Here is a 26730-nt window from a genome sequence, read left to right on the forward strand (position 1 = left end):
GCGAATCACTCCGCCTGATCTTTCGGACAGGTCACCTGACTTTTCGGGCAGGTGGCCCGGCCGTGGCCGGCGGGGGCCCTTGGAGCGGGAAATTAACGCCTTGGTCCCCCCGAAAAGGGCATTTCGACACCGGGGGAACACAATTCGGTCGCGCCTCCGCCCCGAGCGGACGGCCAAATGGGTCCCACAGGTCGAACGACAGACCTCCGCTGCCAAACTCGCCGAGGATGACACCGCCATGGGCCTCACCTTCTCCCCCCTGAACGGCACACCCGGACAGCGCGCCTGCGCCGATTTCGACGGCGGCCTGCTCGCCGGGACGGAAATCGCCACCGCCATGGGCTGGCGCGCGGTCGAGGCGCTGAGCGCCGGGGATCGGGTGCTGACCTTCGACAACGGCATGGTCCCGCTCGAGGCGATCTATCGCCAGTCGATGGGGCAGGACGACCGGATGCCGATCTTCGGCTCCGCCCGGCCGCTCTCAGTGCCTGCGGGCGCGCTCGGCAACGAGCGCAGCTTCGAGGTCATGCCCTGCAGCTACCTGATGATCGAGAGCGACCTCGCCGAGGAGATGTTCGGCGACCCCTTCGTGATACTGCCGGCCCGCGCGCTCGACGGCGTGTTCGGCATCGGGCCGAGCCGGATGAGCGGGCAGCGCCCCTCGCTGGTGCGGCTCTGCTTCGAGCGGGACGAGATCGTCTACCTGCGGTCCGGCGGTCTGATCCATTGCGCGCGCGATGCCGACATGATCGACGAGATCTTCGCCAGCGGCCATGTCGGGCCCACCGCCGCCCTCACCCTTCGCGAGGCGCGCGCCTTCGTCGGGCAGATGCTCGAGGAGGCGCAGCGATCCGGCGCCTCCGGCACCGCCCCCGCCATGGCCCACGCGGCCGTCTAGCCGGTCCTTCTCTCTCTTCCCGGTCCAGCCAGAAAGGGACGGTCCCGCTCGGGGCCGTCCCTTTCCGGTTCGGGGTGTCCCCCGGGGCGCCTTGCCCCGGGGCAGGGGCGGCCCTCAGGCCGCCGCGTCGAAGGCGCGGCCGTCTCCGAAGCGGCCGTAGAAGGTTGCGCCCTCCTCGGCCATGCGGCGCAGCAGGTCCGGGCAGGCGAAGCGGGGGCCGAACCGGTCCGCAAGCGTGTCGCATGTCTCGGCCGCGTAGGGCGCGCCGAGGATGTCGAGCCAGGCGAACGGGCCGCCCGACCACGGCGCGAAGCCCCAGCCGAGGATCGCGCCCACATCGCCCTCGCGGATGTCCTCGAGCACGCCTTCCTCGTAGGCGCGGACCGCCTCGAGCACCTGCACGAAGAGCAGGCGGTTCTGCACCTCGACGAGATCCGGCTGCCGCTCCGCCGCCGGGAAGCGTTCGGCCAGCCCGTCCCAGAGCAGCTGCCGCTTGCCCTTGTCGTCATAGGCGTAGAAGCCCTTGCCGGCCTTGCGCCCCATGCGCCCCTGATCGGCCATCCAGAACAGGACCTCGTCCACCTCGTCGTTGGGGTAGTCCGCGCCCATCGCGGCCTTCGTCGCCTTGGCGATCTTCACGCCGAGGTCGATCGAGGTCTCGTCCGTCAGCTGCAGCGGGCCCAGCGGCATGCCGGCGAGCTTGGCCGCGTTCTCGATCAGGGCGGGCTCCACCCCCTCGCGGACCATCCGGATGCCTTCGTTGATGTAGGGGATGATGCAGCGGTTCGCGTAGAAGAAGCGCGCGTCGTTCACGACGATCGGCGTCTTGCGGATCTGCCGCACGAAGTCGAGCGCCTTGGCCACCGCCCGCGCACCAGTCCTCTCACCCTTGATGATCTCGACCAGCATCATCCTGTCGACGGGGCTGAAGAAGTGGATGCCGATGAACTGCTCGGGCCGCGCGCTGGCCCTGGCCAGTTCGGTGATCGGCAGGGTGGAGGTGTTGGTGGCGAAGATCGCGTCCTCGCCGACGACCGCTTCCACCTTCTTCGTCATCTCCGCCTTCACGCCCGGATCCTCGAAGACCGCCTCGACGATCAGGTCGCAGCCCTTCAATCGCTCCAGGTCGGTCGTGGCGTCGATCCGGGCCAGCACCTCGGCCTTCTGCTCGGCGGTGACGCGCTTGCGCGCGATGCCCTTGTCGAGCAGCCCCTCGGAATGGGCCTTGCCGCGATCGGCCGCTTCCTGCGCCTGGTCGATCAGCACGACCTCGATCCCGGCATTCGCCGCGACATGGGCGATGCCCGCCCCCATCATCCCGGCGCCGAGCACGCCGACCTTGCGGACCCTCTGGTCCGGCGCGTCCGGCCGGTTCGCGCCCTTCTCCAGCGCCTCCTTGTTGATGAAGAGGCTGCGGATCATCGCGGACGAGGACGGATTCAGCAGGACATGGGTGAAATACCGCGCCTCGATCCGCAGCGCGGTGTCGAAGGGCACCAGCGCCCCCTCGTAGACCGCGCTCAGCAGCGCCTTCGCCGCCGGGTAGGCGCCCTGCGTGTTGCCGTTCACCATGGCAGAGGCCCCGACGAAGGTCATGAAGCCGGACGGATGGTATGGCGCGCCGCCGGGGAACTTGTAGCCCTTCTGGTCCCAGGGCTTCACGATGTCGGCGTCGGTCGCCCCCAGCACCCAGGCCTTGGCGCGGTCCAGAAGCTCGCCGGCCGGGACGACCTCGTCCACCACCCCCGCCGATTTCGCCTTTGCCGGGTCGTTCAGCTTGCCTTCCAGCAGCAGGGGCGAGGCGCCCATCGCGCCCAGCTTGCGGGCGAGGCGGGTGGTGCCGCCCGCGCCGGGGAAGATGCCGATCTTGATCTCGGGCAGGCCGATTTTCGCTTTCGGGTTGTCGGCGGCGAAGATGCGGTGCGTGCAGAGCGGCAGCTCGAGCCCGATGCCGAGCGCGGTGCCGGGCAGGGCGGCCGCGATCGGCTTGCCGCCCTTCTTCGTCTTGGGGTCCATGCCGGCGAGCTCGATCTTCCGCATGATGCCGTGGATCCGCATGATCCCCTCGAACAGACCCCGCGCGGGATCGTCCCCCGCCTCGTCCCGCATCCGTGCGATGACGTTGAGGTCCATGCCGCCCGCGAAGGATCCCTCCTTGCCGGAGGTGAGGACGATCCCCTTCACGCCCTCGTCCGCGAGGGCGCGGTCGATCAGCGTCTCCAGCTCCTCCCAGCCGTTCAGGGTCATCACGTTCATCGACTTGCCGGGCAGGTCCCAGGTGATCGTCGCGACGCCCTGTGCGTCGGTGTCCATCGTGAATTCGGCCATGTCGGTCCTCTCGTTTCCGTCCGGGCGCGCCGGTCAGGTGTCCTGTGGATAGGGGGTGCCGTCGCGGCGGGCATAGCCGCGCGGCAGGTGCAGCAGGTCGAGCCCCGGATAGACGGTCACGTTGCCGTCCCGGCGGCTGCCCATGATGAGGTAGGTGGCGGGGCTGCCCGTATGGTTGCGCAGGGTGTGGGCGGGCGGCCCGCCGGCCGGCCAGGTGCAGCAATCGCCGGGGCCGATCACCGTCTCGACCCCGTCCTCGATCACCGTGATCTCGCCCTCCAGCATGTAGAGGAACTCGTCCTCCGCGCTCTCCCAGTGCATCTGGCTCGACACGCCGCCGGGGCGGATCGTCTCGAGCGCGACGCCGAACTGGGTCAGCCCGCCCGCATCGCCGAGCGCCCGCCAGGCGAGGTGGCCGTCCCCCTGGTCGAAGGGGGCGGGGTAGCTGGACGTGCCTTCCGTCAGCGGCACGCTGTCCCTGCGATGGATCGGCATCGGTCCCTCCCTCGTCTCAGCGTTTCCGGAACGCGTCGTCCGCCATCAGCCGCTCGACCCAGTCGGCATGGCCGACGGTGTGCGCGTTCGCCACCGCCCGCCAGCGGTCGGGCTGGCGGCGGATGGTGATGGTGGAGCGGTAGGGCGCGGCGACGACGCGCCGCCCCCCGATCAGCTGGGTCTCGTATACGGCCGAGACGAGGTCGCGTCCCAGCGCGTCGGCGCGGAGGAGATGGTGCCGGACCCCCTCGAAGCCGAGCGCATCGAGCCCGGCGAGGAACAGGGTGAAGTGATCGGCCATCCTGTCCGGGTCGTCGAAGACGCGCGTCTCGGCAGCCGAATGGATCGCGTAGGGCAGGGCGATCAGGTCGAGATAGCCGGCATGGTCCCGGCGCGCGACGACGTCCACGATCTCGTCCAGGAAGCCCTGGACGTCGAGGAAGACCGCGTCGCGCACCGACATGGCCCTCAGACCCGCTCGATGATTGTGGCCGCGCCCATGCCCGAGGCGACGCAGAGCGTGGCGAGACCGGTGGCCTTGTTCGCGCGCTCCATCTCGTCGAGCAGCGTGCCGAGGATGATCGCCCCCGTCGCGCCGAGCGGGTGGCCCATCGCGATCGCCCCGCCATTGGGGTTCACCGCCGCGGGATCGACGCCGAAGCGCTGGAGGAAGCGCAGCACGACGGCCGAGAAGGCCTCGTTCACCTCGAAGAGGTCGATGTCGCCGATCTCCATCCCGCTCTCGGACAGGATCTTCTCGGTCACGGGGACGGGGCCGGTCAGCATGATGGTCGGGTCGGTCCCGATCTTGGCCGTGGCGCGGATCCGGGCGCGGGGTTTCAGCCCCATCGCCTCGCCCCATTCCTTCGATCCGACCAGCACCCCGGCCGATCCGTCGACGATGCCGCTGGAATTGCCGGCATGGTGGACGTGCCGGATCCTCTCCAGATGCGGGTATTTCATCAGCGCGACCTTGTCGAAGCCGGGCATGACCTCGCCCATCTGCTGGAAGGACGGGTTCAGCGCGCCGAGGGCCTGCATGTCGGTGCCGGGGCGCAGGTACTCGTCCTTCTCCAGGATCGGCAGCCCGTTCACGTCGCGCACCGCGACGACGGAGCGGTCGAACCGCCCGTCCGCCCAGGCGGCGGCGGCGCGCTTCTGGCTCTCCACCGCGAAGGCGTCGGCGTCGTCGCGGCTGAAGCCGTATTCGGTCGCGATGATGTCCGCCGCGATGCCCTGGGGCACGAAATAGGTCTCCATCGCCACCGACGGGTCGACCGCGATCGCCGCCCCGTCCGAGCCCATGGGCACGCGGGACATCGCCTCGACCCCGCCGGCGATGTAGGCGGCGCCCGCGCCGCCCTTCACCTGGTTGGCGGCGAGGTTCACCGCCTCGAGCCCGCTCGCGCAGAAGCGGTTGATGGACAGGCCCGGGATCGACTGGTCCAGCCCGCTCGCCAGCACGGCCGTCCGCGCCAGGCACCCGCCCTGTTCGGCGACCTGCGTGGCGTTGCCCCAGATCACGTCCTCGACCGCGTGTCCCTCCAGCCCGTTGCGCTCCCGCAGGGCGTCGAGCACCTGGGCGGAGAGGCGGGCGGAGGTCACCTCGTGGAGCGACCCGTCCGGGCGGCCCTTGCCGCGCGGGGTGCGGACGGCGTCGAAGATGTAGGCGTCTAGCATGTCGTCTCCTCACGCGCCGGGAAAGGCGCGCTGCATCAGGTCGTAGGGGTGTTTCCAGCCGGGCAGGGCGGCGATCCGGTCCAGCCAGGCGTCGATGTTCGGGTGCGCGGCGCGGTCGAAGCCGAAGGGCTCGGGATAGTAGAGATAGCCGCAGCAGGCGAAGTCGGCGATCGTGGGGGCGTCGCCCACCATCCAGTCGCGCCCCGCGAGATGCCGCTCCAGCACGCCGAGCGCGGCCTGCACGCGGCCCGTCAGCCAGTCGATCGCGCCCTCGGGGCGTTTCTCCTCGGGCAGGAAGTTCATCAGGAACCGCAGGCCCCCCTGCTGGCCGGTGCCCTTCTGCGCGTCCCAGAACATCCAGCGCAGGATCTCGTTTCGGTCCCCGTCCAGGAAGCGTCCTGTCCGCTCCGCCACGTGCAGCTGGATGACGCAGGACTGACTCAGAACCAGCCCGTCCTCCTCCAGCACCGGCGCCTCGCCCATCTCGTTCAGCGCGCGGAAATCGTCCGTGCGGGCGGCGCCGCCGAAGAAGTCGAGATGCACCGGCGCCCAGTCGTAGCCGGCCAGCTCCATCGTCAGCGCCGCCTTGTACGCGTTGCCGCTCTCGCCGAAGCAGGTCAGTCGCGCGGTCATCTCTTCCTCCCTCCGGCAAGGGCCGTGGCCCTGCTCTTATCTTGCCCCAAATACTCACGGCCGCACGGTCCGGCCGGGCGCCCGCTCACCGCTTGCGCGCCTCCAGCTCCGAATTGAACAGCCGCAGCCGGTGGCCGAACGTCTCCTCGTCCATCACGCTGTCGAAATTCTCGAACAGGAAGGACAGCGCCTCGCCCTCGTCGAGGCCCGCCTCGGCGGCGAAGCGCTTCAGCCGCCGCCAGGCATCCTCGGTCAGGGCGAGGTTCACGCGACGGGTCAGGCGCAGGCGTTTCGGCATGGGGGTCTCCTTCTCGGCGGGGGTGGGTGCGACCCATCCTACAGGACATCGCGTCCGCAGGATGGCCGCTCCGACCGCCCGGGATCAGAAATTCGCCGCCTCGAGCGCCATCACCGGCTCGGACCCCGATTCGATGCGCTTGAGCAGCGCGCCGGTCAGCGGCAGCTGCCGCCGGCCGTAGAACCGGGCCGTCGCGATCTTGGTCCGCAGGAAATCGGCATCGCCTTCCCCCGCCTCCAGCATCGCCTTCGCCTTCACAGCCATGCGGCCCCACATCAGGCCCAGGCAGACATGGCCGAACATGTGCAGGAAGTCGGTCGACCCTGCGAGCGCGGCGTTCGGATCCTTCGGTCCCTGCTGCATGAAGAACATCGCCGCCGCCTGCAGATCCTTCGACGCCGCCTTGAGCGGATCGAGGATGGCGGGAGACAGCTCGTCGTCCTGGCCGGCCTCCTTGAGGAAGCCCTTCACGTGATCGAAGAAGGCCATCGCGTGTCTGCCGCCGCCCGAGGCGAGCTTGCGGCCCACGAGGTCGAGCGCCTGCACGCCATTCGTGCCCTCGTAGATCATCGCGATGCGGGCGTCGCGGACGTATTGCGACATGCCCCATTCCTCGATGTAGCCGTGCCCGCCATAGATCTGCTGGGCCTGCGTCGCGTATTCGTAGCCCTTGTCGGTGAGAAAGCCCTTGATGACCGGCGTCAACAGCGAGACCAGCCCCTCGGTCGCCTCGTCCCCGGTCCGCTCGGCCCGGTCGAGCAGCATCGAGGCCCACATCGCAAAGGCGCGGCCGCCCTCGACGAAGCTCTTCTGCTCCATCAGCGACCGGCGCACGTCGGGATGGACGATGATCGGGTCGGCCGGCGCGTCCGGTTGCTTCGCCCCGGTGATGTCGCGGCCCTGCAGGCGGTCCTGCGCGTAGGCCAGGGCGTTCTGGTAGGCGATGGCGGCCTGCGACAGGCCCTGCAGGCCGACCCCGGCGCGGGCGTCGTTCATCATCGTGAACATCGCGCGCATGCCCTTGTGCTCGGCCCCCAGCAGGTAGCCCGTGGCCCCCTCGTAGGTCATCACGCAGGTCGAATTGCCGTGGATGCCCATCTTCTCTTCCAGACCGGTGCAGCGCACGCCGTTCCGGTCCCCGAGCGATCCGTCCTCGTTCACGAGGAATTTCGGCACGATGAAGAGCGAGATGCCCTTCACGCCGTCCGGCCCGCCCGGGATCTTCGCCAGCACGAGGTGGACGATGTTGTCCGCCATCTCGTGCTCGCCCGAGGAGATGAAGATCTTCTCGCCGCTGATCCGGTAGGTCCCGTCCTCCTGCGGCTCGGCCTTCGTGCGCATCAGCCCCAGATCGGTGCCGCAATGCGCCTCGGTCAGGTTCATCGTGCCGGTCCATTGGCAGGAGACCAGCTTCGGCAGGAAGGTGTCCTTCTGCGCGTCGGTGCCGTGCTTGTGGATTGCCAGATAGGCGCCGTGGGTCAGGCCCTGATACATGTTCAGCGCCATGTTGGCCGAGACGAAGGCCTCGTTCGAGGCGGTGCGCATGATCGCCGGCAGGCCCTGGCCGCCATAGGCCTCGTCGCAGTCGAGCGCGGTCCAGCCGCCCTCGCGCAGGGCGTCGAACGCCTCCCGGAAGCCGTCGGGCACGCGCACGACGCCGTTCTCCAGGCGGCAGCCCTGCTGGTCGCCGGTGCGGTTGGTCGGCAGGATGACGTTCGCGGCGAGCTTGCCCGCCTCCTCGACGATGGCGGCGGTGAAGTCGCGGTCCAGATCGGAATAGCCCGGGATGTCCTGCGCCGCGATGTCGAGGATGTCGTGGAGCAGGAACTGGATGTCCTGGGTGGGGGCGGTGTAGGTCGGCATGCGGTCCTCTTCTCGCTTGCGCGGCGGCAGGGCCCGCCCCGCCGCCAGTCCTCCTGCGGCCGCCCCCGGCCCCCCGTCAGGCGGCGTTGGAGCGGCGTTTCTCGAGCTCCCTGGCGCCCCATTCCATCTGGGTCTCCAGCTCCGCGATCGCGCGGTCGAGCTCCTCGCGCTGGCCCTTCATCTCGTCGAGATGCTGCTGGGCCAGCTCGTATGTCCTGGCGAGCTGCACGGTCTTGCCCTCGCCCATGTCGTAGAGGTCCAGCAGCTGCCGGATCTCCTCGAGGCTGAAGCCGAAGCGCTTGCCGCGCAGGATCAGCTTCAGCCGCGCCCGGTCGCGCCGGGTGAAGTGGCGGCGCGTCCCCTCCCGGATCGGGAAGATCAGCTCCTTCGATTCGTAGAACCGGAGGGTGCGCGGCGTGACCTCGAAGAGGTCGCACATCTCCCGGATCGTCATCGTCTCTTCGGTCGTCGTCTTGTCGGTCTCAGTCGTCATCGGGGTCGCCCTCGGTTGGCGTCGCATCGCCCGCGAGGTGAGCCCACGCGAGCCACCCTACAAGACGAATTGACGTGAACGTAAATGAAACGCGGCGTCAGAAATCCTGCTGACGAGAGGTCAGCGCCCTCTGCCTGCCGCGTCGCGGAATAATTTGAACGGACGGTCAATAATCCCGTCCTTCCCTGACGACAAGGTAGGCAAGGCGGTCAGTTTTGCGAGGACACTTTGCGCGATCGCATCGCCGCGCGCGAAATCCCGCTTCCCCCGCGTCCTACACGGCGGAGTTGTGCCGGATCGGTGCGCGGGAACGCCGCGTCACGACAGCGTGGAGGCCGTCTCGTCCCGCAGGCCGCGCAGCTCGGACATCGTCTCCTCGAGCTGGCGCCGCTCCTCCTCCAGCGCGGCGAGGCGCGCGTCGGCATAGTCGACGAAGGTCCGCATCTGTGCCTGCGTGCCTTCCTTCTCGTAGATCAGGAGCCATTGCCGGATCTCCTCCAGCGGGAAACCCCAGCGCCGCCCGCGCAGGATCAGCGTCATCCGCGCGATCTCGCGCGGGCCGTAGAAACGCGAGCGGCCCTCGCGCTCGGGGGCGAGCAGCTCGATGTACTCGTAGTAGCGCAGCGTCCGCGGCGTGACGTCGAACTTCGCGCACATCTCCTTGAACGACAGCCTGGTCTCGGTCATCAGCCACTCCCTTTCCGCCGGGGGAGGTAGTCCGCCGCCGCGCGCGGGGCAACCGGGCGGATCAGTTCAGGAAGCCGGGCGCGAGGATGTGGAAGCCGTAGCCGACCAGCACGGCCGGCACGGTGGAGTAGACCGTCGCCATCACCGCCGCCCGGGGTGCCAGCGCGATCGCCGGGAAGAGCGCGTCCCCGTCGTTCGAGATCGCGTTCGCGGCGAGGGCCGAGAAGGGGATCGCGCCGTTGACGTAGAGCGTCGCCACCACGACCTGCGGCCCGCAGCCCGGCACCAGCCCGATCGCCGCGCCGAGGAGGGGCAGGACCGGGGCGATGGCGGTGAACAGCGCCTCGAGATCGAGACCGGCGAAGGCGGCGAGGTAGTCGTAGGCGAGGTAGGCGAAGATCACCCAGATCGAGATGAACGAGGTCTCCTCGGACATCCGCGTCACCGGCCCGTCGCCGCCGTTCGTCATCGCGTTCACCGGCGAGGCGGCCCAGATCAGCAGGCCGGTCGCGATCCCGGCGAGGGCGAAGACCTCGATCGGCACCCCCGCGACACGGGCCACCTCCACCTGCGCGATCTGCGCGACGCCGACGACGAGGCCCGGCGCGACCATGGCGAGATAGGTCAGGTCCCGGGCCCGCAGCCGGCCGATCCGCGGCGCGATCTCGCAGGCGGGCCCCGAGGTCGGGCGGTAGTCGGAGGCGGCGAAGCGGTCGGTGATCCAGCCCGCGCCCACCCCGACGAGCAGCTGCACCGGCAGCAGCACGGCCGCCGCCTCCGGCCGCGTGGCGAGCAGCAGGAACGCCGCGTCGCCCATCGTCGCGGTGAGGGTCGCGACCACGGCGCCGAAGCTCGCCTTGCCCGAGGCAAAGGCAGCGACCACGACCACGGCGCCGCCGCAGCCCGGCGTCGCGCCCATCAGCGCCGCGATCGGCACCTGCCATCCCTTCGCCCGGGAGAGTGCGTCGCCGATGTCGAAGCGCAGCACCTTCTCCGCCCCGTAGAACAGCAGAAGCGTCGCCGCGACGAAGACGCTCACCTGTACGAAGGCGTCGGTCATCAGCCCGCGGGTCAGCGCGCCCAGCTCTCCCGGCGCGAGGGCCAGCGCGGCGAGCAGCAGCACGACAAGCAGCCGGCCGCCCCGGAACGGTCCCCAGCGCCGGGGAAGCACGAGGGGCTGCGGCGCGGGACGGGTCGGGACGGTCGTGGTGGTCATCGGGCTCCGGTCGGAATCTGGAATGGTTCCAGAACTCGAAGATAGAGGTTGCCGCCCGCGCCGCAATGGCCAAGTTTCCGGCTGGGCACGCGAGACGGGGGCGGATCATGGCGGACGAGACGGATGGGGACGAGGCGGCGGCCCGCCGCGCCCTGCTGAGCCGCGCCTTCGTCGAGGCGATCCCCCATGCCCGCGCGCTGGGCATGCGGATCGCCGAGGTCGGGCCGGGCCGGGTCGAGATGGAGATGCCCTACGATGCCCGGCTGATCGGCGATCCCGGGACCGGGGTGATCCACGGCGGCGCCGTCTCGGCCCTGATGGATACCTGCAGCGGGGCGGCGGTGATGGTCCATCCCTCGGGCCCGGACGGCACCGCGACGCTCGACCTTCGCATCGACTACATGCGCGGCGCGGTGCCGGGCCGGACGATCCGGGCCGTCGCCGAATGTCACCACATGACCCGCTCCGTCGCCTTCGTCCGCGCCACGGCGACGGATGGCGAGGAGGGGCCGCCCGTCGCCACCGCCACCGGCGCCTTCACGGTGGAGCGGCGGTCGTGAGCGCGCGGCCCCGCCCCGAACCCGTCCAGGTGGTCAAGCAGCGGCGCGACGCCGCGCTGGCCGAGCTGGTCGGGTCGATCCCCTATGCCGCCTTCCTCGGCATCTCGTTCGACCGGCGCGGCGACGAGCTGACGGGGATCATGGCCTATGCCGACACCAATATCGGCAACCCGATGCTCCCCGCCCTACATGGCGGGGCGGTCGCCGCCTTTCTCGAGACGGTGGCGATCCTCGAACTCGCCTGGACCCGGCAATGGGAAAGCATGGAGGCGGGGCAGGGCGCGGCCCCGGACCGCCTGCCCAAGACGATCGACCTCACCGTCGACTACCTGCGCACCGGCCTGCCGCGCGACGCCTATGCCCGTGCACGGATCGTCCGGTCGGGACGGCGCTATGCCAGCGTGCAGGTCGAGGCGTGGCAGGACAACCGCGACCGGCCCTTCGCGCAGGCGACGGGGCATTTCCTGATGCCGCGGCCGCGGGAGTGACGGCGTGAGCGCGGGTGTGGCCGCCGCCCCGGCGCGGCCCATCACCCATCGCCGGGTGCTGGCCATCGCGGTGCCGATCGTGCTGTCCAACGCGACGGTGCCGATCCTCGGCGCGGTCGATACGGGCGTGGTCGGCCAGATGGGCGAGGCGGTGCCGATCGGCGCGGTGGGCATCGGCGCGGTGATCCTGACCGCGCTCTACTGGATCTTCGGCTTCCTGCGGATGGGCACGACGGGCCTGACCGCGCAGGCCGAGGGGGCGGGCGACGGGGCGGAGGTCGCGGCCCTGCTGTCGCGCGCGCTGCTGATCGGCGGGGCGGCGGGACTCGCCATTATCGCGCTGCAGCTGCCGCTCTTCGCCCTGTCCTTCCGCGTCTCGCCCGCGAGCGCCGAGGTCGAGGCGCTGGCCCGCGACTACATGAGCATCCGGGTCTGGTCGGCGCCCGCGCTGATCGCGCTCTACGGGATCAACGGCTGGCTCATCGCGCTGGAGCGGACGCGGGCCGTGCTGGTCATCCAGCTGTGGATGAACGGGCTGAACGTCGCGCTCGACCTGTGGTTCGTGCTGGGCCTCGGCTGGGGCGTGCCGGGCGTCGCCTGGGCCACCTTCGCCGCCGAATGGTCGGGGCTGGCGCTGGGGCTGTGGTTCTGCCGGGGGGCCTTTGCCGGCACGGCCTGGCGGGACGCGGCGCGGGTCTTCGACCGGGTGCGGCTGGTGCACATGGCCCGGGTCAATTCCGACATCCTGATCCGGTCGGTCCTGCTGCAGGCGATCTTCATCAGCTTCATCTTCTGGGGCGCGGATTTCGGGGACGTGCAGCTCGCCGCGAACCACATCCTGCTGCAATTTCTGGAAATCACCGCCTATGCGCTCGACGGCTTCGCCTTCGCCGCCGAGACGCTGGTCGGCAACGCGCTGGGGCGGCGGGACGTGGCGCGGCTCCGGCGCGGGGCGCTGCTGTCGTCCCTCTGGGGCGGGGCGATCTGCCTGTGCCTCGGGGCGGCGTTCTGGCTTTTCGGCGGAGCGATCGTCGAGGTGATGACGACGGCGCCCGACGTGCGCGCGGCGGCGATGCGCTACCTGCCCTGGATGGTGGCGGCGCCGGTGGTGGGGATCGCGGCCTGGATGCTGGACGGCATCTTCATCGGCGCGACCCGGACGGGGGACATGCGCAACATGATGGCGATCTCGGCCGCGATCTATTTCGGCGCGGCGCTGCTGCTGATGCCCGCCTTCGGCAATCACGGGCTCTGGGCGGCGATGCTGATCTCGTTCGTCGCGCGGGGGGTGACGCTGGCCGCGCGCTACCCCGCCCTGGAGCGGTCGGCCGCCTAGAGCCAGCGGTCGCGGTCGGCTCCCACGGCCTGCGCGACATTGGCGAAGCCGTCCCGGGCGAGCAGCGCGTCGAGGCCGCGCGCGATCCGCGGCACGAGCGAGAGCCCCTCGTAGACCAGCGCGGTATAGAGCTGCACCGCCGAGGCGCCGGCCCGGATCTTGGCATAGGCGTCCTCGGCCGAGGAGATGCCGCCGACGCCGATCAGCGGAAGATCGGTCAGGGTCGAGAGCCGGGCGAGCACGCGCGTGGACTTTTCGAACAAGGGCTTCCCGGACAGCCCTCCGGTTTCCCCCGCGCTTGCACCTTTCAGGCCTGCGCGGTCCAGCGTGGTGTTCGTGGCGACGATCCCGGCCAGCCCGGCCTCGTCCGCGATGCCCGCGATGCCCGCTAGCGCCCCCTCGTCGAGATCGGGCGCGATCTTCAGCAACACCGGCAGCGGAGCGGGCAGGGCGGCATTCGCCTCCATCACGCGGGCGAGGAGCGCGCGCAGCGCCTCGGGGCCCTGCAGGTCGCGCAGCCGTTCGGTATTCGGCGAGGACACGTTGACCGTGGCGAAATCTGCATGCGGGCCGAGCCGCGACAGCACCGCCGCGAAATCGGCCGCCCGGTCGGCGCTGTCCTTGTTCGCGCCGAGATTGATCCCCGTCCGCCCGCCCGGATGCGCCGCGAGACGGGCGGAGACCGCCTCCGCCCCATCGTTGTTGAAGCCGAAGCGGTTGATCGCCGCCCGGTCCTCGCTCAGGCGGAAGAGGCGGGGCCTGGGGTTGCCGGGCTGCGGGCGCGGCGTCACGGCCCCCACCTCGACGAAGCCGAAGCCGCCCCGCGCATAGAGCGCGTCCAGCGCCGTCGCGTTCTTGTCGAAGCCGGCCGCGAGCCCGACCGGGTTGGGCAGGTCCAGCCCGAGCAGCCGCGTCCGCAGTCGCGGCGAGGTCGGCGGCGGAACCTTCGGCACCAGCCCCGCCCGCAGGCCGGCCAGCGCCAGCCCGTGCGCCCGCTCGGGGTCGATCCGCCGCAGCAGGGCGAGGCCGGCCCGCTCCAGCCTGCTCATGTCAGGGCGGGCAGGCGGTGCGCGCCGCCGTCCAGCGGCATCGGCCGCGCCCAGACCACGTCGGACAGGCGCAGCTCGCGATAGAGATGCGGAAAGAGTGCGCCGCCGCGCGACGGCTCCCACCGCAGGGCATCGCCGAGCGCCGCATCCTCGACCGCGAGCAGCATCAGGCCGTCCTCGCCGGCGAAATGCCTCGCCGCAGTTTCAGCCAGCTGCTCGGCGGTCGAGAAATGGACGTAGCCGTCCGCCACGTCGACCGGCGCGCCGGGCGTGACGCCGGCCGATTGCAGCGCGGCCCATTCGGCGGGGCGGAGGATCTTGTAGATGGTCATGGGGGGCCTCCGGCGGTTGCGCGATGCGGTCTAGGCGAGGGCGCGGCCGGGGGAAAGCGCCCTGTGCCGATGCCCGGAAAGAGGGCGTTACCGGAACGTCACGAAGCCCGGCTAGGCGGGGCGCGTCGCGCGGGCTTTGACTCTTCGGTCAGGCATCCGCACTCTGGCACGACAACGAGATAACCGACAGGGACCTTCCGACATGAAACGCATCCTGATGTCCTCCGCGGCGCTGACGCTGATCGCGGGCGCGGCTTCGGCCTACGACCTCACGATCCTGCACACGAACGACTTCCACGACCGGTTCGAGCCGATCAGCGGCTCGGACTCGACCTGCTCGGCCGAGGACAACGCGGCCGGCGAATGCTTCGGCGGCATCGCGCGGATGATCACGGCGATCGAGTCGGCGCGCGAGGGGGCCGAAACGGACGTGCTGCTGCTCGACGCGGGCGACCAGTTCCAGGGCTCGCTCTTCTTCACCAATTACGGCGGCGAGCTCGCGGCCGAATTCATGAACCAGCTCGGCTACGACGCGATGGCCGTCGGCAACCATGAGTTCGACAACGGCCCCGAGGGCCTGGCCGAGTTCCTCGACCTCGTCGAGTTCCCGGTCCTCTCGGCCAATATCGACGTCAGCCAGAACGATCTTCTGTCGGGCCGCGTGCAGAAATCCGTTGTGCTCGACACGGCGGGCGGCGAGCAGGTCGGCGTGATCTCGGTCCTGGCCGAGGACACGCCCGAGACGTCCTCACCCGGCGACGACGTCATCTTCTCGCCCACCGTCGACGCGGCGCAGGCCGAGATCGACGCGCTGACCGAGCAGGGCGTGAACAAGATCGTCCTCCTCACCCATGTCGGCCTGACCGAGGATCGCCGCCTCGCCGAGGAGCTGAGGGGCGTCGACCTGATCATCGGCGGCCACAGCCACACCCTGCTGGGCGACATGGACGGCGCGGCCGACACCTATCCGGCGATGGCGAACGACGTGCCGATCGTGACCGCCTATGCCTATGGCAAGTATCTCGGCGAGGTCACGATGACCTTCGACGACGAGGGCAACGTGACCGAGATCTCGGGCCAGCCGCTGCTGCTCGACGCCTCCGTCGCCGAGGACGAAGCCGCGCTCGCCCGCGTCCAGGAGCTCGCCGCCCCGCTCGAGGAGCTGCGCGCCGAGGTCGTGGCCGAGAGCACCGGCCCGATCGAGGGCAACCGCGACATCTGCCGCCTGCAGGAATGCGAGATGGGCAACCTCGTCGCCGACGCGATGCTCGACCGCGTGGCCGACCAGGGCATCCAGATCGCCATCGCCAATTCCGGCGGCCTGCGCGCCTCGATCGACGAAGGCGAGGTGACGATGGGCGAGGTGCTGACGGTGCTGCCGTTCCAGAACACGCTCTCGACCTTCCAGGTGACGGGCCAGGAGGTGATGGACGCGCTCGAGAACGGCGCGAGCCAGATGGAGGAGACGGCGGGCCGCTTCGCGCAGGTCGCGGGCATGTCCTACACCGTCGATCCCTCGGCCGAGGTGGGCAGCCGGATCTCCGACGTGATGGTCGGCGGCGAGCCGATCGACCCCGAGGCCACCTACGGCGCGGTGTCGAACAACTACGTCCGCAACGGCGGCGACGGCTATTCCATGTTCGTGGATGCCGAGAATGCCTACGATTTCGGCCCCGACCTCGCCGACGTGACGGCGGAATACCTGGCGGCCAACTCGCCCTACACGCCCTATACCGACGGGCGGATCACGGTGACCGGCGCCGAGTAAGCGGCCCGTATCGCGAGAGGGAGGCGCGCCGGGGAGCCGGCGCGCCTCATCCCTTCGCGGCGGCCCAGCGCGTGACGGCGCCGCGCAGCGACTTCTCGATCTGTCCGCCGCAATACCCGTTCCCGAACCGCTGACGCGTCGCCTCGATGAGGTCCGCCTGGGCCGGCCGGGCCGCCATGCGGTCGCACAGGGCCGCGACCTTCGGTGCGTGGCGCTCCAGCAGCGGACGCAGCTCCGGCAGCCGGTCCGTCATCGTGTGCCAGCAGACGAAGGTGGCGATATCCGCCACGCCCGGCCCGCCCGTTCCGGACATCCAGCCGCCCTCGCCGGTCAGGCCGCCCCGGGCGCCGGTCGCCTCGAAGATGGCCATCCAGCGCGGCAGCCTTTCCTCGGCGAACGCGGCCCAGTCCGCATCGTCCCACATCTTCATGCCGCCCTGCCGGGTGATCTCGTCGATCACGTCGTTGGAATCGGCGACGACCTTCAGCGCGGCGGCCGTTGCGTGGGTCCCCTCTGGCAGTAGATCGTGGCGCAGGCCGAGCCAGAGCAGGATCGCCGGCATCTGCGACACCGCCTCGCCCGTCTCGCCGTCGACGAGAAGGGGCGGGCCCATATGGGGCATGTCCTGATCGGCGGGCCGCGCGCCCATCCTTTCGGAAACCGCCTCCGGCCCCGGTTCCCGGGCGGGGGCCCCGATCTCGGCGAGCGCGGCGCGGACGAACTGCCCCCGGAAGGGAAGGGGCCAGTAATAGAGGACATAATCGGGCATGGGACCATTCCTGCGGCCGGAACGCGCGGCCGTCTGCTGTCTGCGGGTCCTGCCGGGACCTAGCCCCGCGGCAGGCGGAATCATGGTTTTTCGCCCGGCCCTCGGCGCAGGCCCCTTGCCGGGCTGGGCCGGCTTGCATATCAACGGCCGGGCGCGGGCGTTGTGTAATGGTAAGACCCTTGCCTTCCAAGCAAGAGATACGGGTTCGATTCCCGTCGCCCGCTCCACCACCGCCCCACCCGGATGCGACATGAGCGCCCTTCGGGCGCGGCGCGCCTTGCCCCCCGGCGGCGCCCGGGTCTAGACCGCCCCCGCACGACAATCACGCCCGAGGCGACATGGCCCGCGCCCCCCAATCCACCGAGGATCGCCCCGTCTCGAAACGGATCGGGGCGCTCGCCGCGCTCTGGCCCTTCGTGCGGCCCTATCGCGGCTGGCTGGCCGCGGCGCTGGTCGCGCTGGTGCTGACCGCCTCGGTCAGCCTCGTCATGCCGCTGGCCGCCCGGCGGGTGATCGACAATTTCGACGTGGCGGGCGGCGCGATGCTCGACCGCTATTTCGGGGCCGCCATCGCCATCGTGGCGCTGCTCGCCCTTGGGACGGCCCTGCGCTACTACCTCGTCACCCGGCTGGGCGAGCGGGTCGTGGCCGACATCCGCGCCGCCGTCTTCGACCGGATGATCGGGATGAGCCCGGCCTTCTACGAGAGGGTGATGACCGGCGAGGTGCTGAGCCGCATCACCACGGACACGACGCTGATCCTGTCGGTGATCGGCTCGTCCATTTCGGTCGCGCTGCGCAACTGCCTGATCCTGCTGGGCGGCATCGCGCTGATGCTGGTCACCTCCGTCAAGATGAGCCTGCTCGTCCTCTGGCCGATCCCGGTGATCCTGCTGCCGATCGTGTTGCTCGGCCGCCGCGTCCGGAGCCTGTCGAAGGAGAACCAGGACTGGATCGCCGAGAGCAGCGCCGCCGCCTCGGAGCAGCTGCTCGCCGCACAGACGGTGCAGGCCTTCACCCACGAGGCGCCGAGCCGCGCCGCCTTCCGCGAGGTAACCGAGCGCAGCTTCGACAGCGCCCGGCGGCGGATCCGCACCCGGGCGGTGATGACGGCCATCGTCATCTTCATCGCCTTCTCGGGCGTGGTCGGGTTCCTCTGGATGGGGGCGAACGACGTGCGCGAGGGCGCGATCAGCGTCGGCGAGCTGGTCCAGTTCCTCATCTACACGATCATGGTGGCCGGCGCCGTCGGTGCCCTGACCGAGATCTGGGGCGAGCTGCAGCGCGCCGCCGGCGCGACCGAGCGACTGGTCGAGTTGCTGACGGCCGAGGACAGCGTGCTGGACCCCGCCGCCGCGCGGGCGCCCGACGTGCATCGCGGCGAGGTCGTGTTCGAGGACGTGTCCTTCCGCTACCCGGCGCGTCCGGGCGTCGCCGCGCTGGACGGGATCGACCTGCATGTCCGCCCCGGCGAGACCGTCGCGCTGGTCGGCCCCTCCGGCGCGGGCAAGTCGACGATCCTGCAGCTGCTGCTGCGGTTCTACGACCCCGGTTCGGGGCGGATCACGCTGGACGGGATCGACCTGCGGCAGATGGAGCGCGGGGCCTTCCGCCGCGCCATCGCGCTGGTGCCGCAGGACCCGGTGATCTTCGGCACCACCGCGCGCGAGAACATCCGCTTCGGCCGCCCGGAGGCCAGCGATGCCGAGGTCGAGGCCGCCGCCCGCGCCGCCGCCGCCCACGATTTCCTGACCGCGTTGCCCGAGGGCTATGACAGCCAGGTCGGCGAGCGGGGGGTCATGCTGTCGGGCGGGCAGAAGCAGCGTATCGCCATCGCCCGCGCGATCCTGCGCGACGCGCCCGTCCTGCTGCTGGACGAGGCGACGAGCGCGCTCGACGCCGAGAGCGAGCGCCTCGTGCAGAGCGCGGTGGAGCGGCTGAGCGCCGACCGCACGACGCTGGTCGTGGCGCACCGGCTCGCCACGGTGAAGAAGGCCGACCGCATCCTCGTGATGGAGGACGGGCGCATCGTGGCCCAGGGCACCCATGACGCGCTGGTCGCGGGTGGCGGCCTCTATGCCCGCCTTGCGCGGCTGCAATTCACCGAAGGCGTCGCCGCCGAGTAGCGCCGGGCCCCCGCGGGGGCTGGCGCAGAGCCATGGCGCAGCGTCATACTTGTTCCGTCGGGCCCGGTTTCGGCAGGGTCGGACGAGGCGGCGCGGAGGGGCGCCGAACGGACAGGGAGGAAGAGCAGCCATGGCCTATGCCGGGTTCGACGATCGCAACGCCATCGAGGCCGAAAGCCCCTGGGCGGATCGCGACGTGCCGAAGACGACGTGGCAGATGCTGTCCCGCACCGCGGACGCGCACGGATCGCGCAAGGCGGTCACCTTCCAGATGTTCTCCGATCCGGGCGCCCCGGACGAGACGCTGACCTGGGACGAGCTGCGCGCGCAGGTGGCGCAGACCGCGAATCTCTTCCGCTCGCTCGGCGTGGGCGAGGGCGACGTGGTCGCCTTCCTTCTGCCCAACGCGACCGAGACGATCCTGACCTATCTCGGCGGGCAGGTGGCGGGAATCGTGAACCCGATCAACCCGCTGCTCGACCCCGAGCAGATCGGCGCCATCCTGCGCGAGACGAAGGCCAAGGTGCTGGTCACGCTCCGCGCCTTTCCCAAGACCGACGTGGCGCAGAAGGCGGCCCGCGCGGTCGAGCTGGCGCCGAACGTGGAACATGTCGTCGAGGTCGACCTGCTCCGCTACCTGACGGGCGTCAAGAAGCTGATCGTGCCGCTGATCCGGCCGAAGGTGAAGGTCCGGCACGAGGCCAGGGTCCATGCCTTCCGCAAGGCCATCGCCGCCCAGCCGAAGGAGCTGGCCTTCGCCGACAGCCCCGGCGACCGCGTCGCGGCCTATTTCCATACCGGCGGCACGACCGGCATGCCGAAGGTCGCGCAGCACCGCTATTCGGGCATCGTCTACAACGCCTGGCTCGGCGCGCGCCTGCTCTTCACCGAGAAGGACGTGGAGATCTGCCCGCTGCCGATGTTCCACGTCTTCGCCGCCATCGTGGCGATGGGCGCCTCGCTCGGCTCGGGCTGCCAGATCGTCTTTCCCACGCCGCAGGGCTACCGGGGCGAGGGCGTCTTCGATAATTTCTGGAAGCTGGTCGAGCGGCATCGCGGCACCTTCCTCATCACCGTGCCGACGGCGATGTCGGCGCTGATGCAGCGCAAGGTCGATGCCGACATCTCTTCGCTGAAGCTGGCCTTCTGCGGGTCCGCCCCGCTGCCGCTGGAGCTCTACCGCCGGTTCGAGAGTGCCGCCGGCGTCACGATCTGCGAGGGCTACGGCCTGACCGAGGCGACCTGTCTCGTCTCGATCAACCCGCCGGAGGGCGAGAAGAAGGTCGGCTCGATCGGGATCCCGTTCCCGCATACCCGCGTGCGGATCGTCGACACGGCGACCCAGCGCGATTGCGGCGTGGACGAGGTGGGGGAGATCTGCGTCTGCAGTCCCGGCGTCGGGCCGGGCGACACCTATACCGAAGAGGCGAAGAACAAGGACCTGTTCTACCACTGGCCCGAGGACGGCGACTGGTTCCTGCGGACCGGCGATCTCGGCCGGATCGATGCGGACGGCTATGTCTGGATCACCGGGCGGGCAAAGGACCTGATCATCCGGGGCGGGCACAACATCGACCCCGCCGAGATCGAGGAGGCGCTGGCCGGTCACGAGGCGGTTGCCTTCGTCGGGGCGGTGGGCCAGCCCGACGCCCATGCCGGCGAGCTGCCTTGCGTCTATGTCGAGCTGGTCGGCGGCGCGTCCGTGACCGAGGCCGAGCTGCTGGATTTCGCGAAATCCCGCATCCACGAGCGGGCGGCCCACCCCAAGCATCTCGAGATCCTGGACGAGCTGCCGAAGACGGCGGTGGGCAAGATCTTCAAGCCCGACCTGAGGCGCCGCGCGATCACCCGCGTCTTCGATGCGACGCTGGAAAAGGCGGGCCTGCCCGCGCGCGTCGTCGAGGTGACGGAGGACAAGAAGCGCGGCCTCGTCGCCCGCATCGCGCCGAACGGCGCCGCGAAGGACGAGATCGGCGCCGCCCTGTCGGACTTCACCGTTCCCTTCGACGTGGCAGCCTGACAGCGCGCGGGAAGCGGCGGCCCGGGCTTGCCGGGTCACCCTCCGTGTCCCGCCGGGACAGCAGCGTCGATCGGGGGGCCGGTTGCGCGGACTCGCCCGCATCGCGCCGAACGGCGCCGCGAAGGACGGGGATCGGAGGGGCCCTGTCCGGGCCGCGGGGGATCGGCGCCGCCCTGTCCGGTGATGGAGCCCCGTGGACTCGGCGGGCCGACGGCGGGCGGAAGGGTGGCCCGGGCTTGCCGGGTCACCCTGCGTGTCCTGCCGGGACAGCGGCGTCGATCAGGGGACCGGTGGCGCGGACTCGCCCGCATCGCGCCGAACGGCGCTGCGACGGACGGGGATCGGAGGGGCGCTGTCCGGGCCGCGGGGGATCGGCGCGGCCCTGTCGGGGGTGATGGCGCCCCATCGACATGGCGGCTTGACGGCGTGCGGGAGGGTGGCCCGGGCTTGCCGGGTCACCTTCCGTGTCCTGCCGGGACAGCGGCGTCGATCAGGGGACCGGTGGCGCGGCCTCATCCGCATCGCGCCGAACGGCGCTGCGAAGGACGGGGATCGGAGGGGCGCTGTCCGGGCCGCGGGGGATCGGCGCGGCCCTGTCGGGGGTGATGGCGCCCCATCGACATGGCGGATTGACGGCGTGCGGGCGGGCGGTCGGGGGTTTGGCCGGGCCATCGAGGGCCTTTCTTCGGGGTGGGGGCCGGGACGCGGGACGGGCAACCTCCCGGCCCGTGGGGGGTGCCGCCAGCCGGGACCGCGCCGGGCCTGGGGGAGGGCCGGCGGACCCGCCCGATGTCAACCTCCGCCGGCGTCACGGGGGGGGAGGCTCAGGGTCGGCTCAGGGGAAGCGGCTCAGGCCGCGCGCGGGATCCTGGCCGTCCCGCCGGAATCCAGGCGGAAGCGGGCGACCTGGCGGCCCATCTCGCCCGCCCGGGCGCTCAGATCGTGCGCCGCGGCGGTGTTCTCCTCCGCCATGGCGGCGTTCGCCTGCGTGACTTCGTCGAGCTGGGAGACGCCGGTATTGATCTCGGCGAGGCCCGTGGCCTGTTCCGATGCCCCGCGGGCGATTTCGGTGACGAGGTCCGAGATCTGGGCCACGCGGTCCACGATCGCGCCGAGCGCCTGCGCCGCCTCGTCGACCAGCCGAACCCCGTCCGCCACCTCCAGGCGGCTGCCCGAGATCAGGCCCTTGATCTGGCCGGCAGCCTCGGAGGAGCGCTGGGCGAGGGCCCGCACCTCGGAGGCGACGACGGCGAAGCCGCGGCCGGCCTCTCCCGCCCGGGCCGCCTCGACGCCGGCATTGAGGGCGAGGAGGTTGGTCTGGAAGGCGATGTCGTCGATCACGCCGATGATGTGCCCGATCTCGTCGGAGCGGCCCTCGATCCTCTTCATCGCGCCGATGGCCGAGGCGATGACGGCCCGGCTCGATTCGGCGTCCTGCCGGGAGTCGCGCGCGATCTTCTCGACCTCGCCGGTCGTGCGGGCGGCCTCGCGGACCGAGGCGGTCAGCTCGTCCAGCGCGGCGGCCGTCTGTTCGAGGGTGACGGCCTGCGATTCGGTCCGCCGGGACAGGTCCTCGGCCGAGCGGGCGATCGCGTCCGTGCCGTCGCGGATCTCGCCCGACCGGGCGGAGAGCGCGGCGATGAGTTCGCGCCAGCGGGCGATCGTGGTGTTGATGTCGTCGCGCAGCGCCGTGAATTCCTGCGGGACGTCGATCTCCAGCCGGCCGCCGAGGTCGCCGTCGGAAAGCGCGGCGAAGCGGGCGCGCATCGCCGCGACTACCCGGTCCTGCCGGGCCTTGGCGGCCTCGGCCTCGGACCGGCGCTCGATCTCGCCCACAGTCATGTCGCGGAACTGCAGCACGGCGCGGGCGATGGTCCCGATCTCGTCCCCGCGGTCCGCGGCGCGCAGCTCGATCCCGTAATCGCCGCGGGTCATCCGCTGCAGGCCGTTCTTGATCCGCTCGAGCGGCAGCGTGACCGTCCGGGCGAGGAAGATGCCGAAGGCGACGGCCAGCGCGGCCAGCAGGGCCGATTCCGCCGCCATCACCCGAACGGTCGACCAGAGGGCCGCATCCACCTCCGCGAGGTCGCGCTGGGCGAGGATGCCCCAGCGCCGCCCGTCGAGCTCGATGCCGATGCTCGCCCCCACCACCGGGGCGCCGGACAGCCCCGGGCGATCGACAAAGACGTCCGCCTGGCCGGGCTCGACCACCAGGGGCGTCTCCAGCGGGGGGAGCGGGTCGAAGGCGCCGAGATCCGGCAGGTGGCGCAGGTCGTTGAGCATCAGCCCGTCCGGGCCCAGCAGCACGATCTCGCCCGTTTCGCCCAGTCCCGGCGCGTCGGCGAGGCGGGTCCACAGGCGATCGACGGGCAGCTGGATGGCGAGGACGCCCAGCACTTCGCCCGCCGCGCCGCGGATCGGGGCGGAGAGGAAGGCCGCGGGCGCGCCCATGCTGGGCGCGTAGGGCCGGAAGGGTTGCAGCCGCGCGGCCGTGCCGCCCGAATCCGCCTCGGCGAGGGCGGCGATCCAGGCCTCTGCGAGGCCGGATCCCGCGAGCGGGCCCGCTTCCAGCGGCTGGCCGAAATCCGTTTCCTTGAACGAGGTGTAGACGACGCGGCCCGCCGGATCGATCAGGAAGATGTCGTAGAGCCCGTAATGCCGCCGCAGGTCGCGCAGGAAGGCGTGCCGGCGCGCATGGGTGCGATCGTAGACGCTGCCGGTCCCGGCATCGAGAACGTCCTCGCGCGCAAGCGGGTCGGCGGGGCCGCCGGTCGCGTAGGCGGCGAGGAGCGTGTCGGCCGCGCCTTCGCCCAGCGCCGCGTAGCCGTCCGCGAATTCGCGCATCGCGACGGCGATGGAGGGGGTACGGGCCAGCATCTCGACATCGGTCGACAGGCCCTCGATCCAGCTCTCGACGGCCATCGCCTCGGCCTCGGCCACGGCGCGGAGGGTCCCGGCGGCGCCGGTGCGCAGCGTTTCGCGCGTCTCGCGCGCGGCGGCCAGGGTGAGCAGCAGCGCCACGGTCAGCGTCAGCAGGGCCGGGATCGCCGGCAGCTTCAGGCTGAGCCTGAGCGAATCGAACCTTTGCACGAGCCTGTTCATCGGGCACCTCGATCGTCGCGGACCCGGCCTTCTAGCGAGGCAAAGCTGAATGGGCGGTTAGCGCCGGCGCGGCCGGGGGGGCGCGGGCCGGTCCAGCGCCAGGGGCGAGCGCGAGAAGGTCAGCGGCGTGCGCAGCCCCGGCACCCCGCCCGGCGCGATCCGCAGGCCGCGCGCCGCGATCTGCGGATGCTCCAGCGCCTCGGCCACCGTGGCGATGGGGCCGCCGGGCACGCCGCGCGTCGCCAGCGCGTCGATCAGCCCGGCCCGGGTCATGCGCGAAATCGGCCCCGCCAGCAGCGGAATCAGCGTCTCGCGCGCGGCCACCCGGCCCGGATTCGTGGCGAAGCGGGGATCGACGGCCAGCGCCGGCACGCCCAGGATGTCGCAGAGCGCGGCGAACTGCCGGTCGTTGCCGCAGGCGACGATGGCATAGCCGTCCGACGTCTCGAAGACCTGGTAGGGGACGATGTTGGGATGCGCGTTGCCGAGCCGGGTGGGCGCCGTGCCGGTGGCGAGGTAGTTCATCGCCTGATTGGCCAGCACCCCCGTCATGCTGTCGAGGAGCGAGAGGTCCACCTGCTGGCCGAGGCCCGATCGCTCGCGCTCGGCCAGCGCGGCGAGCACGCCGATCACCCCGTAGAGCCCGGTGAAGATGTCGGCGAAGGCGACGCCCATCTTCTGCGGGGGCCCGTCCGGCGCGCCGGTCAGGTCCATGATCCCGGACATGCCCTGGATCAGGAAGTCGTAGCCCGCGCGGGGCGCGAGCGGCCCGGTCTGCCCGAACCCGGTGACGGAGGCGTAGATCAGCCGGGGATTGCGCGCGGCGAGGGCGGGATAGTCGAGCCCGAACTTCGCCAGCGCGCCGACCTTGAAGTTCTCGATCACCACGTCGGCGGTATCGATCAGCGCCTTCAGCTCGTCGAGCTGCGCGGGATCGGCGAAGTCGCAGGACCGGCTTTCCTTACCGCGGTTGGCGGCGTGGAAATAGGCGGCCGAGACGTCGCCCTCCGCCTCGATGAAGGGGGGGCCCCATGTCCGCGTATCGTCGCCCGCGGGGCCCTCGATCTTGATCACCTCGGCGCCGAGATCGGCGAGGGTCTGGCCGATCCACGGACCGGCGAGGATGCGGGCGAGCTCGACGACCCGGAGGCCGGCGAGGGGCGGGGAGGCTGCGTCTGTCATGGCGCCATATGGCCGGCCGGTCCGGGGCGGCGCAATGGCCGGGCCGGCTTTCAGGGTCGGCGATCAAGGCCGGCGGTCAGGCCCGGCAGACGGGTGCGCCGTTCACCCAGGTCGCGACGATGGCGCGGTCGTCGCCCATCATGATCGTGGGAAAGATCGCCTCCCACAGGTCCCCGGCCCGCGCCGCCGCCTGCGCGATGGCGGGGGTGGAGGCGAGGTCGAGCACGACGAAATCGGCCTCGCCCCCGGGGGCGAGGCGCCCGACCGTGCCGGAGAGATGCATGACGCGGGCCGAGCCCTCGGTCGCCAGCCAGAGCAGCTCGGCCGGGTGGAGGGGGCGCCCCTTCAGCTGGCCGATCTCGTAGGCCGCCGCCATCGTCCGCAGCATCGAGAAGGACGAGCCGCCCCCGGTGTCGGTGGCGAGCCCGACCCGCAGGCCCCGTTCGGCCAAGGTCATGTCGAAGAGGCCCGAGCCGATGAACGTGTTCGAGGTCGGACAATGGACGAGGCCGGCGCCGGTCTCGCGCAGCCGGTCGATCTCGCGCGGCTCGAGATGGATCGCGTGGCCGTAGAGACCGCGCGGGCCGAGCAGGCCGTGCGCCTCGTAGGTATCGAGATAGTCGCGGGCGGCAGGGTAGAGGCCCCGGACCCAGGCGATCTCGTCGATCTGCTCGCTCAGATGGGTCTGCATCAGGCAGTCCGGCCGCTCGGCCCAGAGCGCGCCGAGTGCCTGCAGCTGGTCGGGCGACGATGTCGGAGAGAATCGGGGCGTGATGGCGTAGCTCGCGCGGCCCGTCCCGTGCCACCGGTCGATCAGCCGCTTGCTCGCGTCGTAGGCGTCCCGCGCGGTGTCGCGCAGCCCGGCGGGCGCGGTGTCGCGGTCCATGCAGGTCTTGCCTGCCGCGATCCGCATGCTGCGCGCCGCCGCCGCCTCGAACAGCGCGTCGACCGATCCCTCGTGGATCGTGCAGAAGCTCGCCACCGTCGTGGTGCCGTTGGCGAGGGCGAGGTCCAGCGTCCGGCCCGCGATCTCGTCCGCGTAGGACCGGTCGGCGAAGCGCATCTCCTCGGGGAAAGTGTAGGCGTTCAGCCAGTCGATCAGGCGCTTCCCCCAGGAGGCGATGATCGCCGTCTGGGGGTAGTGCATGTGCGCGTCGACGAAGCCGGGCAGGATGAGCTTCGATCCGTAATCCGTGACCTGCGCCCCCGGATGGGCCGCGCGCAGGGCGGCGCCGGTCCCGACCGCGGCGATGCGCCCGTCCTCGACCAGCACGCCGCCGGCGCTGTCGACGCGGGCGGCGCTCTCCCATCCCTCGGCGAAGGGGTCGGCGGCGAAGGCGAGGGTCTGCCCGAGAAGGAGATGCGTGCTCATGCGCGGACCCTAGACGCCGCCTGACGGGGCCACAA

23 protein-coding genes and 1 tRNA gene are annotated in these 26730 nt (G+C 71.1%); 8 read left to right on the forward strand and 16 right to left on the reverse strand.

From position 1 onward, the window contains the following. Positions 1 to 238 precede the first annotated feature (238 nt). Positions 239 to 898, forward strand: coding sequence for a Hint domain-containing protein (locus tag BUE30_RS06595; RefSeq protein WP_073327220.1), 660 nt, complete (start codon positions 239 to 241; stop codon positions 896 to 898). A 114-nt stretch (positions 899 to 1012) separates the two neighbouring features. Here BUE30_RS06595 and BUE30_RS06600 read toward each other — a convergent pair whose 3' ends face one another. The 10 genes from BUE30_RS06600 to BUE30_RS06645 form a co-directional block, all read right to left on the reverse strand. Then, positions 1013 to 3226, reverse strand: coding sequence for a 3-hydroxyacyl-CoA dehydrogenase NAD-binding domain-containing protein (locus tag BUE30_RS06600; RefSeq protein ID WP_073327223.1), 2214 nt, complete (start codon positions 3224 to 3226; stop codon positions 1013 to 1015). 33 nt (positions 3227 to 3259) lie between these two features. After that, positions 3260 to 3721, reverse strand: coding sequence for a cupin domain-containing protein (locus BUE30_RS06605; protein WP_073327226.1), 462 nt, complete (start codon positions 3719 to 3721; stop codon positions 3260 to 3262). Between the two features lie 16 nt (positions 3722 to 3737). Beyond that, positions 3738 to 4184, reverse strand: coding sequence for a hypothetical protein (locus tag BUE30_RS06610; RefSeq protein WP_073327229.1), 447 nt, complete (start codon positions 4182 to 4184; stop codon positions 3738 to 3740). 5 nt (positions 4185 to 4189) lie between these two features. Next, entirely contained in the window at positions 4190 to 5401 is a 1212-nt protein-coding gene (locus BUE30_RS06615) for an acetyl-CoA C-acetyltransferase (protein ID WP_073327232.1), read from the reverse strand. A 9-nt stretch (positions 5402 to 5410) separates the two neighbouring features. Then, on the reverse strand, positions 5411 to 6034 hold the full coding sequence (locus BUE30_RS06620) for a glutathione S-transferase family protein (RefSeq protein ID WP_073327235.1): 624 nt from the start codon (positions 6032 to 6034) through the stop codon (positions 5411 to 5413). Between the two features lie 85 nt (positions 6035 to 6119). Continuing rightward, entirely contained in the window at positions 6120 to 6332 is a 213-nt protein-coding gene (locus BUE30_RS06625) for a hypothetical protein (RefSeq protein ID WP_073327238.1), read from the reverse strand. 84 nt (positions 6333 to 6416) lie between these two features. Beyond that, positions 6417 to 8195 carry an acyl-CoA dehydrogenase C-terminal domain-containing protein gene (locus tag BUE30_RS06630; RefSeq protein WP_073327241.1) on the reverse strand — a complete coding sequence of 593 codons (1779 nt, stop codon included), beginning with the start codon at positions 8193 to 8195 and terminating at the stop codon, positions 6417 to 6419. 76 nt (positions 8196 to 8271) lie between these two features. Beyond that, the gene (locus tag BUE30_RS06635; protein ID WP_073327244.1) at positions 8272 to 8688 is read right to left on the reverse strand and encodes a MerR family transcriptional regulator; all 417 of its coding nucleotides are present in this window, start codon (positions 8686 to 8688) and stop codon (positions 8272 to 8274) included. A gap of 318 nt (positions 8689 to 9006) precedes the next feature. Then, on the reverse strand, positions 9007 to 9375 hold the full coding sequence (locus BUE30_RS06640) for a MerR family DNA-binding protein (RefSeq protein WP_073327247.1): 369 nt from the start codon (positions 9373 to 9375) through the stop codon (positions 9007 to 9009). 61 nt (positions 9376 to 9436) lie between these two features. Next, entirely contained in the window at positions 9437 to 10591 is a 1155-nt protein-coding gene (locus tag BUE30_RS06645) for a putative manganese transporter (RefSeq protein WP_073327250.1), read from the reverse strand. Positions 10592 to 10698: 107 nt separating this feature from the next. Between BUE30_RS06645 and BUE30_RS06650 the strand changes: the two genes are divergently transcribed. The 3 genes from BUE30_RS06650 to BUE30_RS06660 are packed head-to-tail and all read left to right on the forward strand — an operon-like array spanning position 10699 to position 12975. Then, entirely contained in the window at positions 10699 to 11151 is a 453-nt protein-coding gene (locus tag BUE30_RS06650) for a PaaI family thioesterase (protein ID WP_073327253.1), read from the forward strand. Beyond that, entirely contained in the window at positions 11148 to 11639 is a 492-nt protein-coding gene (locus BUE30_RS06655) for a PaaI family thioesterase (RefSeq protein ID WP_073327256.1), read from the forward strand. The genes BUE30_RS06650 and BUE30_RS06655 overlap by 4 nt, the downstream gene beginning before the upstream one ends. A gap of 4 nt (positions 11640 to 11643) precedes the next feature. Beyond that, complete coding sequence (locus BUE30_RS06660; RefSeq protein WP_244526287.1) at positions 11644 to 12975, forward strand: MATE family efflux transporter; 1332 nt, start codon at positions 11644 to 11646, stop codon at positions 12973 to 12975. On the opposite strand, the gene BUE30_RS06665 is transcribed toward BUE30_RS06660, so the two are convergent. After that, positions 12972 to 14024, reverse strand: coding sequence for a quinone-dependent dihydroorotate dehydrogenase (locus BUE30_RS06665; protein WP_073327258.1), 1053 nt, complete (start codon positions 14022 to 14024; stop codon positions 12972 to 12974). The genes BUE30_RS06660 and BUE30_RS06665 overlap by 4 nt on opposite strands. After that, positions 14021 to 14356 (reverse strand): DUF952 domain-containing protein, encoded by a 336-nt coding sequence (locus BUE30_RS06670; RefSeq protein WP_073327261.1) that lies wholly within the window; start codon positions 14354 to 14356, stop codon positions 14021 to 14023. The genes BUE30_RS06665 and BUE30_RS06670 overlap by 4 nt, the downstream gene beginning before the upstream one ends. Before the next feature lie 202 nt (positions 14357 to 14558). Between BUE30_RS06670 and BUE30_RS06675 the strand changes: the two genes are divergently transcribed. Continuing rightward, complete coding sequence (locus BUE30_RS06675; RefSeq protein WP_073327264.1) at positions 14559 to 16124, forward strand: bifunctional metallophosphatase/5'-nucleotidase; 1566 nt, start codon at positions 14559 to 14561, stop codon at positions 16122 to 16124. A 46-nt stretch (positions 16125 to 16170) separates the two neighbouring features. On the opposite strand, the gene BUE30_RS06680 is transcribed toward BUE30_RS06675, so the two are convergent. Then, positions 16171 to 16893: a glutathione S-transferase gene (locus BUE30_RS06680; RefSeq protein WP_073327267.1), complete on the reverse strand. Its 723-nt coding sequence runs from the start codon at positions 16891 to 16893 to the stop codon at positions 16171 to 16173. A 153-nt stretch (positions 16894 to 17046) separates the two neighbouring features. Here BUE30_RS06680 and BUE30_RS06685 point away from each other — a divergent pair. The 3 genes from BUE30_RS06685 to BUE30_RS06695 all read left to right on the forward strand — a co-directional run bounded on the left by BUE30_RS06685 (position 17047) and on the right by BUE30_RS06695 (position 21039). Beyond that, a tRNA-Gly gene (locus BUE30_RS06685) sits at positions 17047 to 17120 on the forward strand. Positions 17121 to 17231: 111 nt separating this feature from the next. Continuing rightward, positions 17232 to 19019 (forward strand): ABC transporter transmembrane domain-containing protein, encoded by a 1788-nt coding sequence (locus tag BUE30_RS06690; protein ID WP_073327270.1) that lies wholly within the window; start codon positions 17232 to 17234, stop codon positions 19017 to 19019. A gap of 130 nt (positions 19020 to 19149) precedes the next feature. Beyond that, complete coding sequence (locus BUE30_RS06695) at positions 19150 to 21039, forward strand: acyl-CoA synthetase (RefSeq protein ID WP_073327272.1); 1890 nt, start codon at positions 19150 to 19152, stop codon at positions 21037 to 21039. Positions 21040 to 21888: 849 nt separating this feature from the next. Here BUE30_RS06695 and BUE30_RS06700 read toward each other — a convergent pair. The 3 genes from BUE30_RS06700 to guaD all read right to left on the reverse strand — a co-directional run bounded on the left by BUE30_RS06700 (position 21889) and on the right by guaD (position 26695). Then, complete coding sequence (locus tag BUE30_RS06700) at positions 21889 to 24141, reverse strand: methyl-accepting chemotaxis protein (protein ID WP_073327275.1); 2253 nt, start codon at positions 24139 to 24141, stop codon at positions 21889 to 21891. Positions 24142 to 24198: 57 nt separating this feature from the next. Beyond that, positions 24199 to 25323, reverse strand: a complete 1125-nt coding sequence (locus tag BUE30_RS06705; protein ID WP_073327278.1) for a CaiB/BaiF CoA transferase family protein — start codon at positions 25321 to 25323, stop codon at positions 24199 to 24201. A gap of 76 nt (positions 25324 to 25399) precedes the next feature. After that, positions 25400 to 26695, reverse strand: coding sequence for a guanine deaminase (gene guaD, locus BUE30_RS06710; protein ID WP_073327281.1), 1296 nt, complete (start codon positions 26693 to 26695; stop codon positions 25400 to 25402). Positions 26696 to 26730: the final 35 nt, after the last annotated feature.

Origin of the sequence: Wenxinia saemankumensis, from assembly GCF_900141735.1 — a bacterium.
Classification (GTDB): Bacteria; Pseudomonadota; Alphaproteobacteria; order Rhodobacterales; family Rhodobacteraceae; genus Wenxinia; species Wenxinia saemankumensis.

Bases quoted from the DNA above. Each gene is read 5' to 3' on its own strand.
- BUE30_RS06595 (WP_073327220.1), top strand. From the start codon at position 239: ATGGGCCTCACCTTCTCCCCCCTGAACGGCACACCCGGACAGCGCGCC.
- BUE30_RS06600 (WP_073327223.1), bottom strand. From the start codon at position 3,226: ATGGCCGAATTCACGATGGACACCGACGCACAGGGCGTCGCGACGATC.
- BUE30_RS06605 (WP_073327226.1), bottom strand. From the start codon at position 3,721: ATGCCGATCCATCGCAGGGACAGCGTGCCGCTGACGGAAGGCACGTCC.
- BUE30_RS06610 (WP_073327229.1), bottom strand. From the start codon at position 4,184: ATGTCGGTGCGCGACGCGGTCTTCCTCGACGTCCAGGGCTTCCTGGAC.
- BUE30_RS06615 (WP_073327232.1), bottom strand. From the start codon at position 5,401: ATGCTAGACGCCTACATCTTCGACGCCGTCCGCACCCCGCGCGGCAAG.
- BUE30_RS06620 (WP_073327235.1), bottom strand. From the start codon at position 6,034: ATGACCGCGCGACTGACCTGCTTCGGCGAGAGCGGCAACGCGTACAAG.
- BUE30_RS06625 (WP_073327238.1), bottom strand. From the start codon at position 6,332: ATGCCGAAACGCCTGCGCCTGACCCGTCGCGTGAACCTCGCCCTGACC.
- BUE30_RS06630 (WP_073327241.1), bottom strand. From the start codon at position 8,195: ATGCCGACCTACACCGCCCCCACCCAGGACATCCAGTTCCTGCTCCAC.
- BUE30_RS06635 (WP_073327244.1), bottom strand. From the start codon at position 8,688: ATGACGACTGAGACCGACAAGACGACGACCGAAGAGACGATGACGATC.
- BUE30_RS06640 (WP_073327247.1), bottom strand. From the start codon at position 9,375: ATGACCGAGACCAGGCTGTCGTTCAAGGAGATGTGCGCGAAGTTCGAC.
- BUE30_RS06645 (WP_073327250.1), bottom strand. From the start codon at position 10,591: ATGACCACCACGACCGTCCCGACCCGTCCCGCGCCGCAGCCCCTCGTG.
- BUE30_RS06650 (WP_073327253.1), top strand. From the start codon at position 10,699: ATGGCGGACGAGACGGATGGGGACGAGGCGGCGGCCCGCCGCGCCCTG.
- BUE30_RS06665 (WP_073327258.1), bottom strand. From the start codon at position 14,024: ATGAGCAGGCTGGAGCGGGCCGGCCTCGCCCTGCTGCGGCGGATCGAC.
- BUE30_RS06670 (WP_073327261.1), bottom strand. From the start codon at position 14,356: ATGACCATCTACAAGATCCTCCGCCCCGCCGAATGGGCCGCGCTGCAA.
- BUE30_RS06675 (WP_073327264.1), top strand. From the start codon at position 14,559: ATGAAACGCATCCTGATGTCCTCCGCGGCGCTGACGCTGATCGCGGGC.
- BUE30_RS06680 (WP_073327267.1), bottom strand. From the start codon at position 16,893: ATGCCCGATTATGTCCTCTATTACTGGCCCCTTCCCTTCCGGGGGCAG.
- BUE30_RS06690 (WP_073327270.1), top strand. From the start codon at position 17,232: ATGGCCCGCGCCCCCCAATCCACCGAGGATCGCCCCGTCTCGAAACGG.
- BUE30_RS06695 (WP_073327272.1), top strand. From the start codon at position 19,150: ATGGCCTATGCCGGGTTCGACGATCGCAACGCCATCGAGGCCGAAAGC.
- BUE30_RS06700 (WP_073327275.1), bottom strand. From the start codon at position 24,141: ATGAACAGGCTCGTGCAAAGGTTCGATTCGCTCAGGCTCAGCCTGAAG.
- BUE30_RS06705 (WP_073327278.1), bottom strand. From the start codon at position 25,323: ATGACAGACGCAGCCTCCCCGCCCCTCGCCGGCCTCCGGGTCGTCGAG.
- guaD (WP_073327281.1), bottom strand. From the start codon at position 26,695: ATGAGCACGCATCTCCTTCTCGGGCAGACCCTCGCCTTCGCCGCCGAC.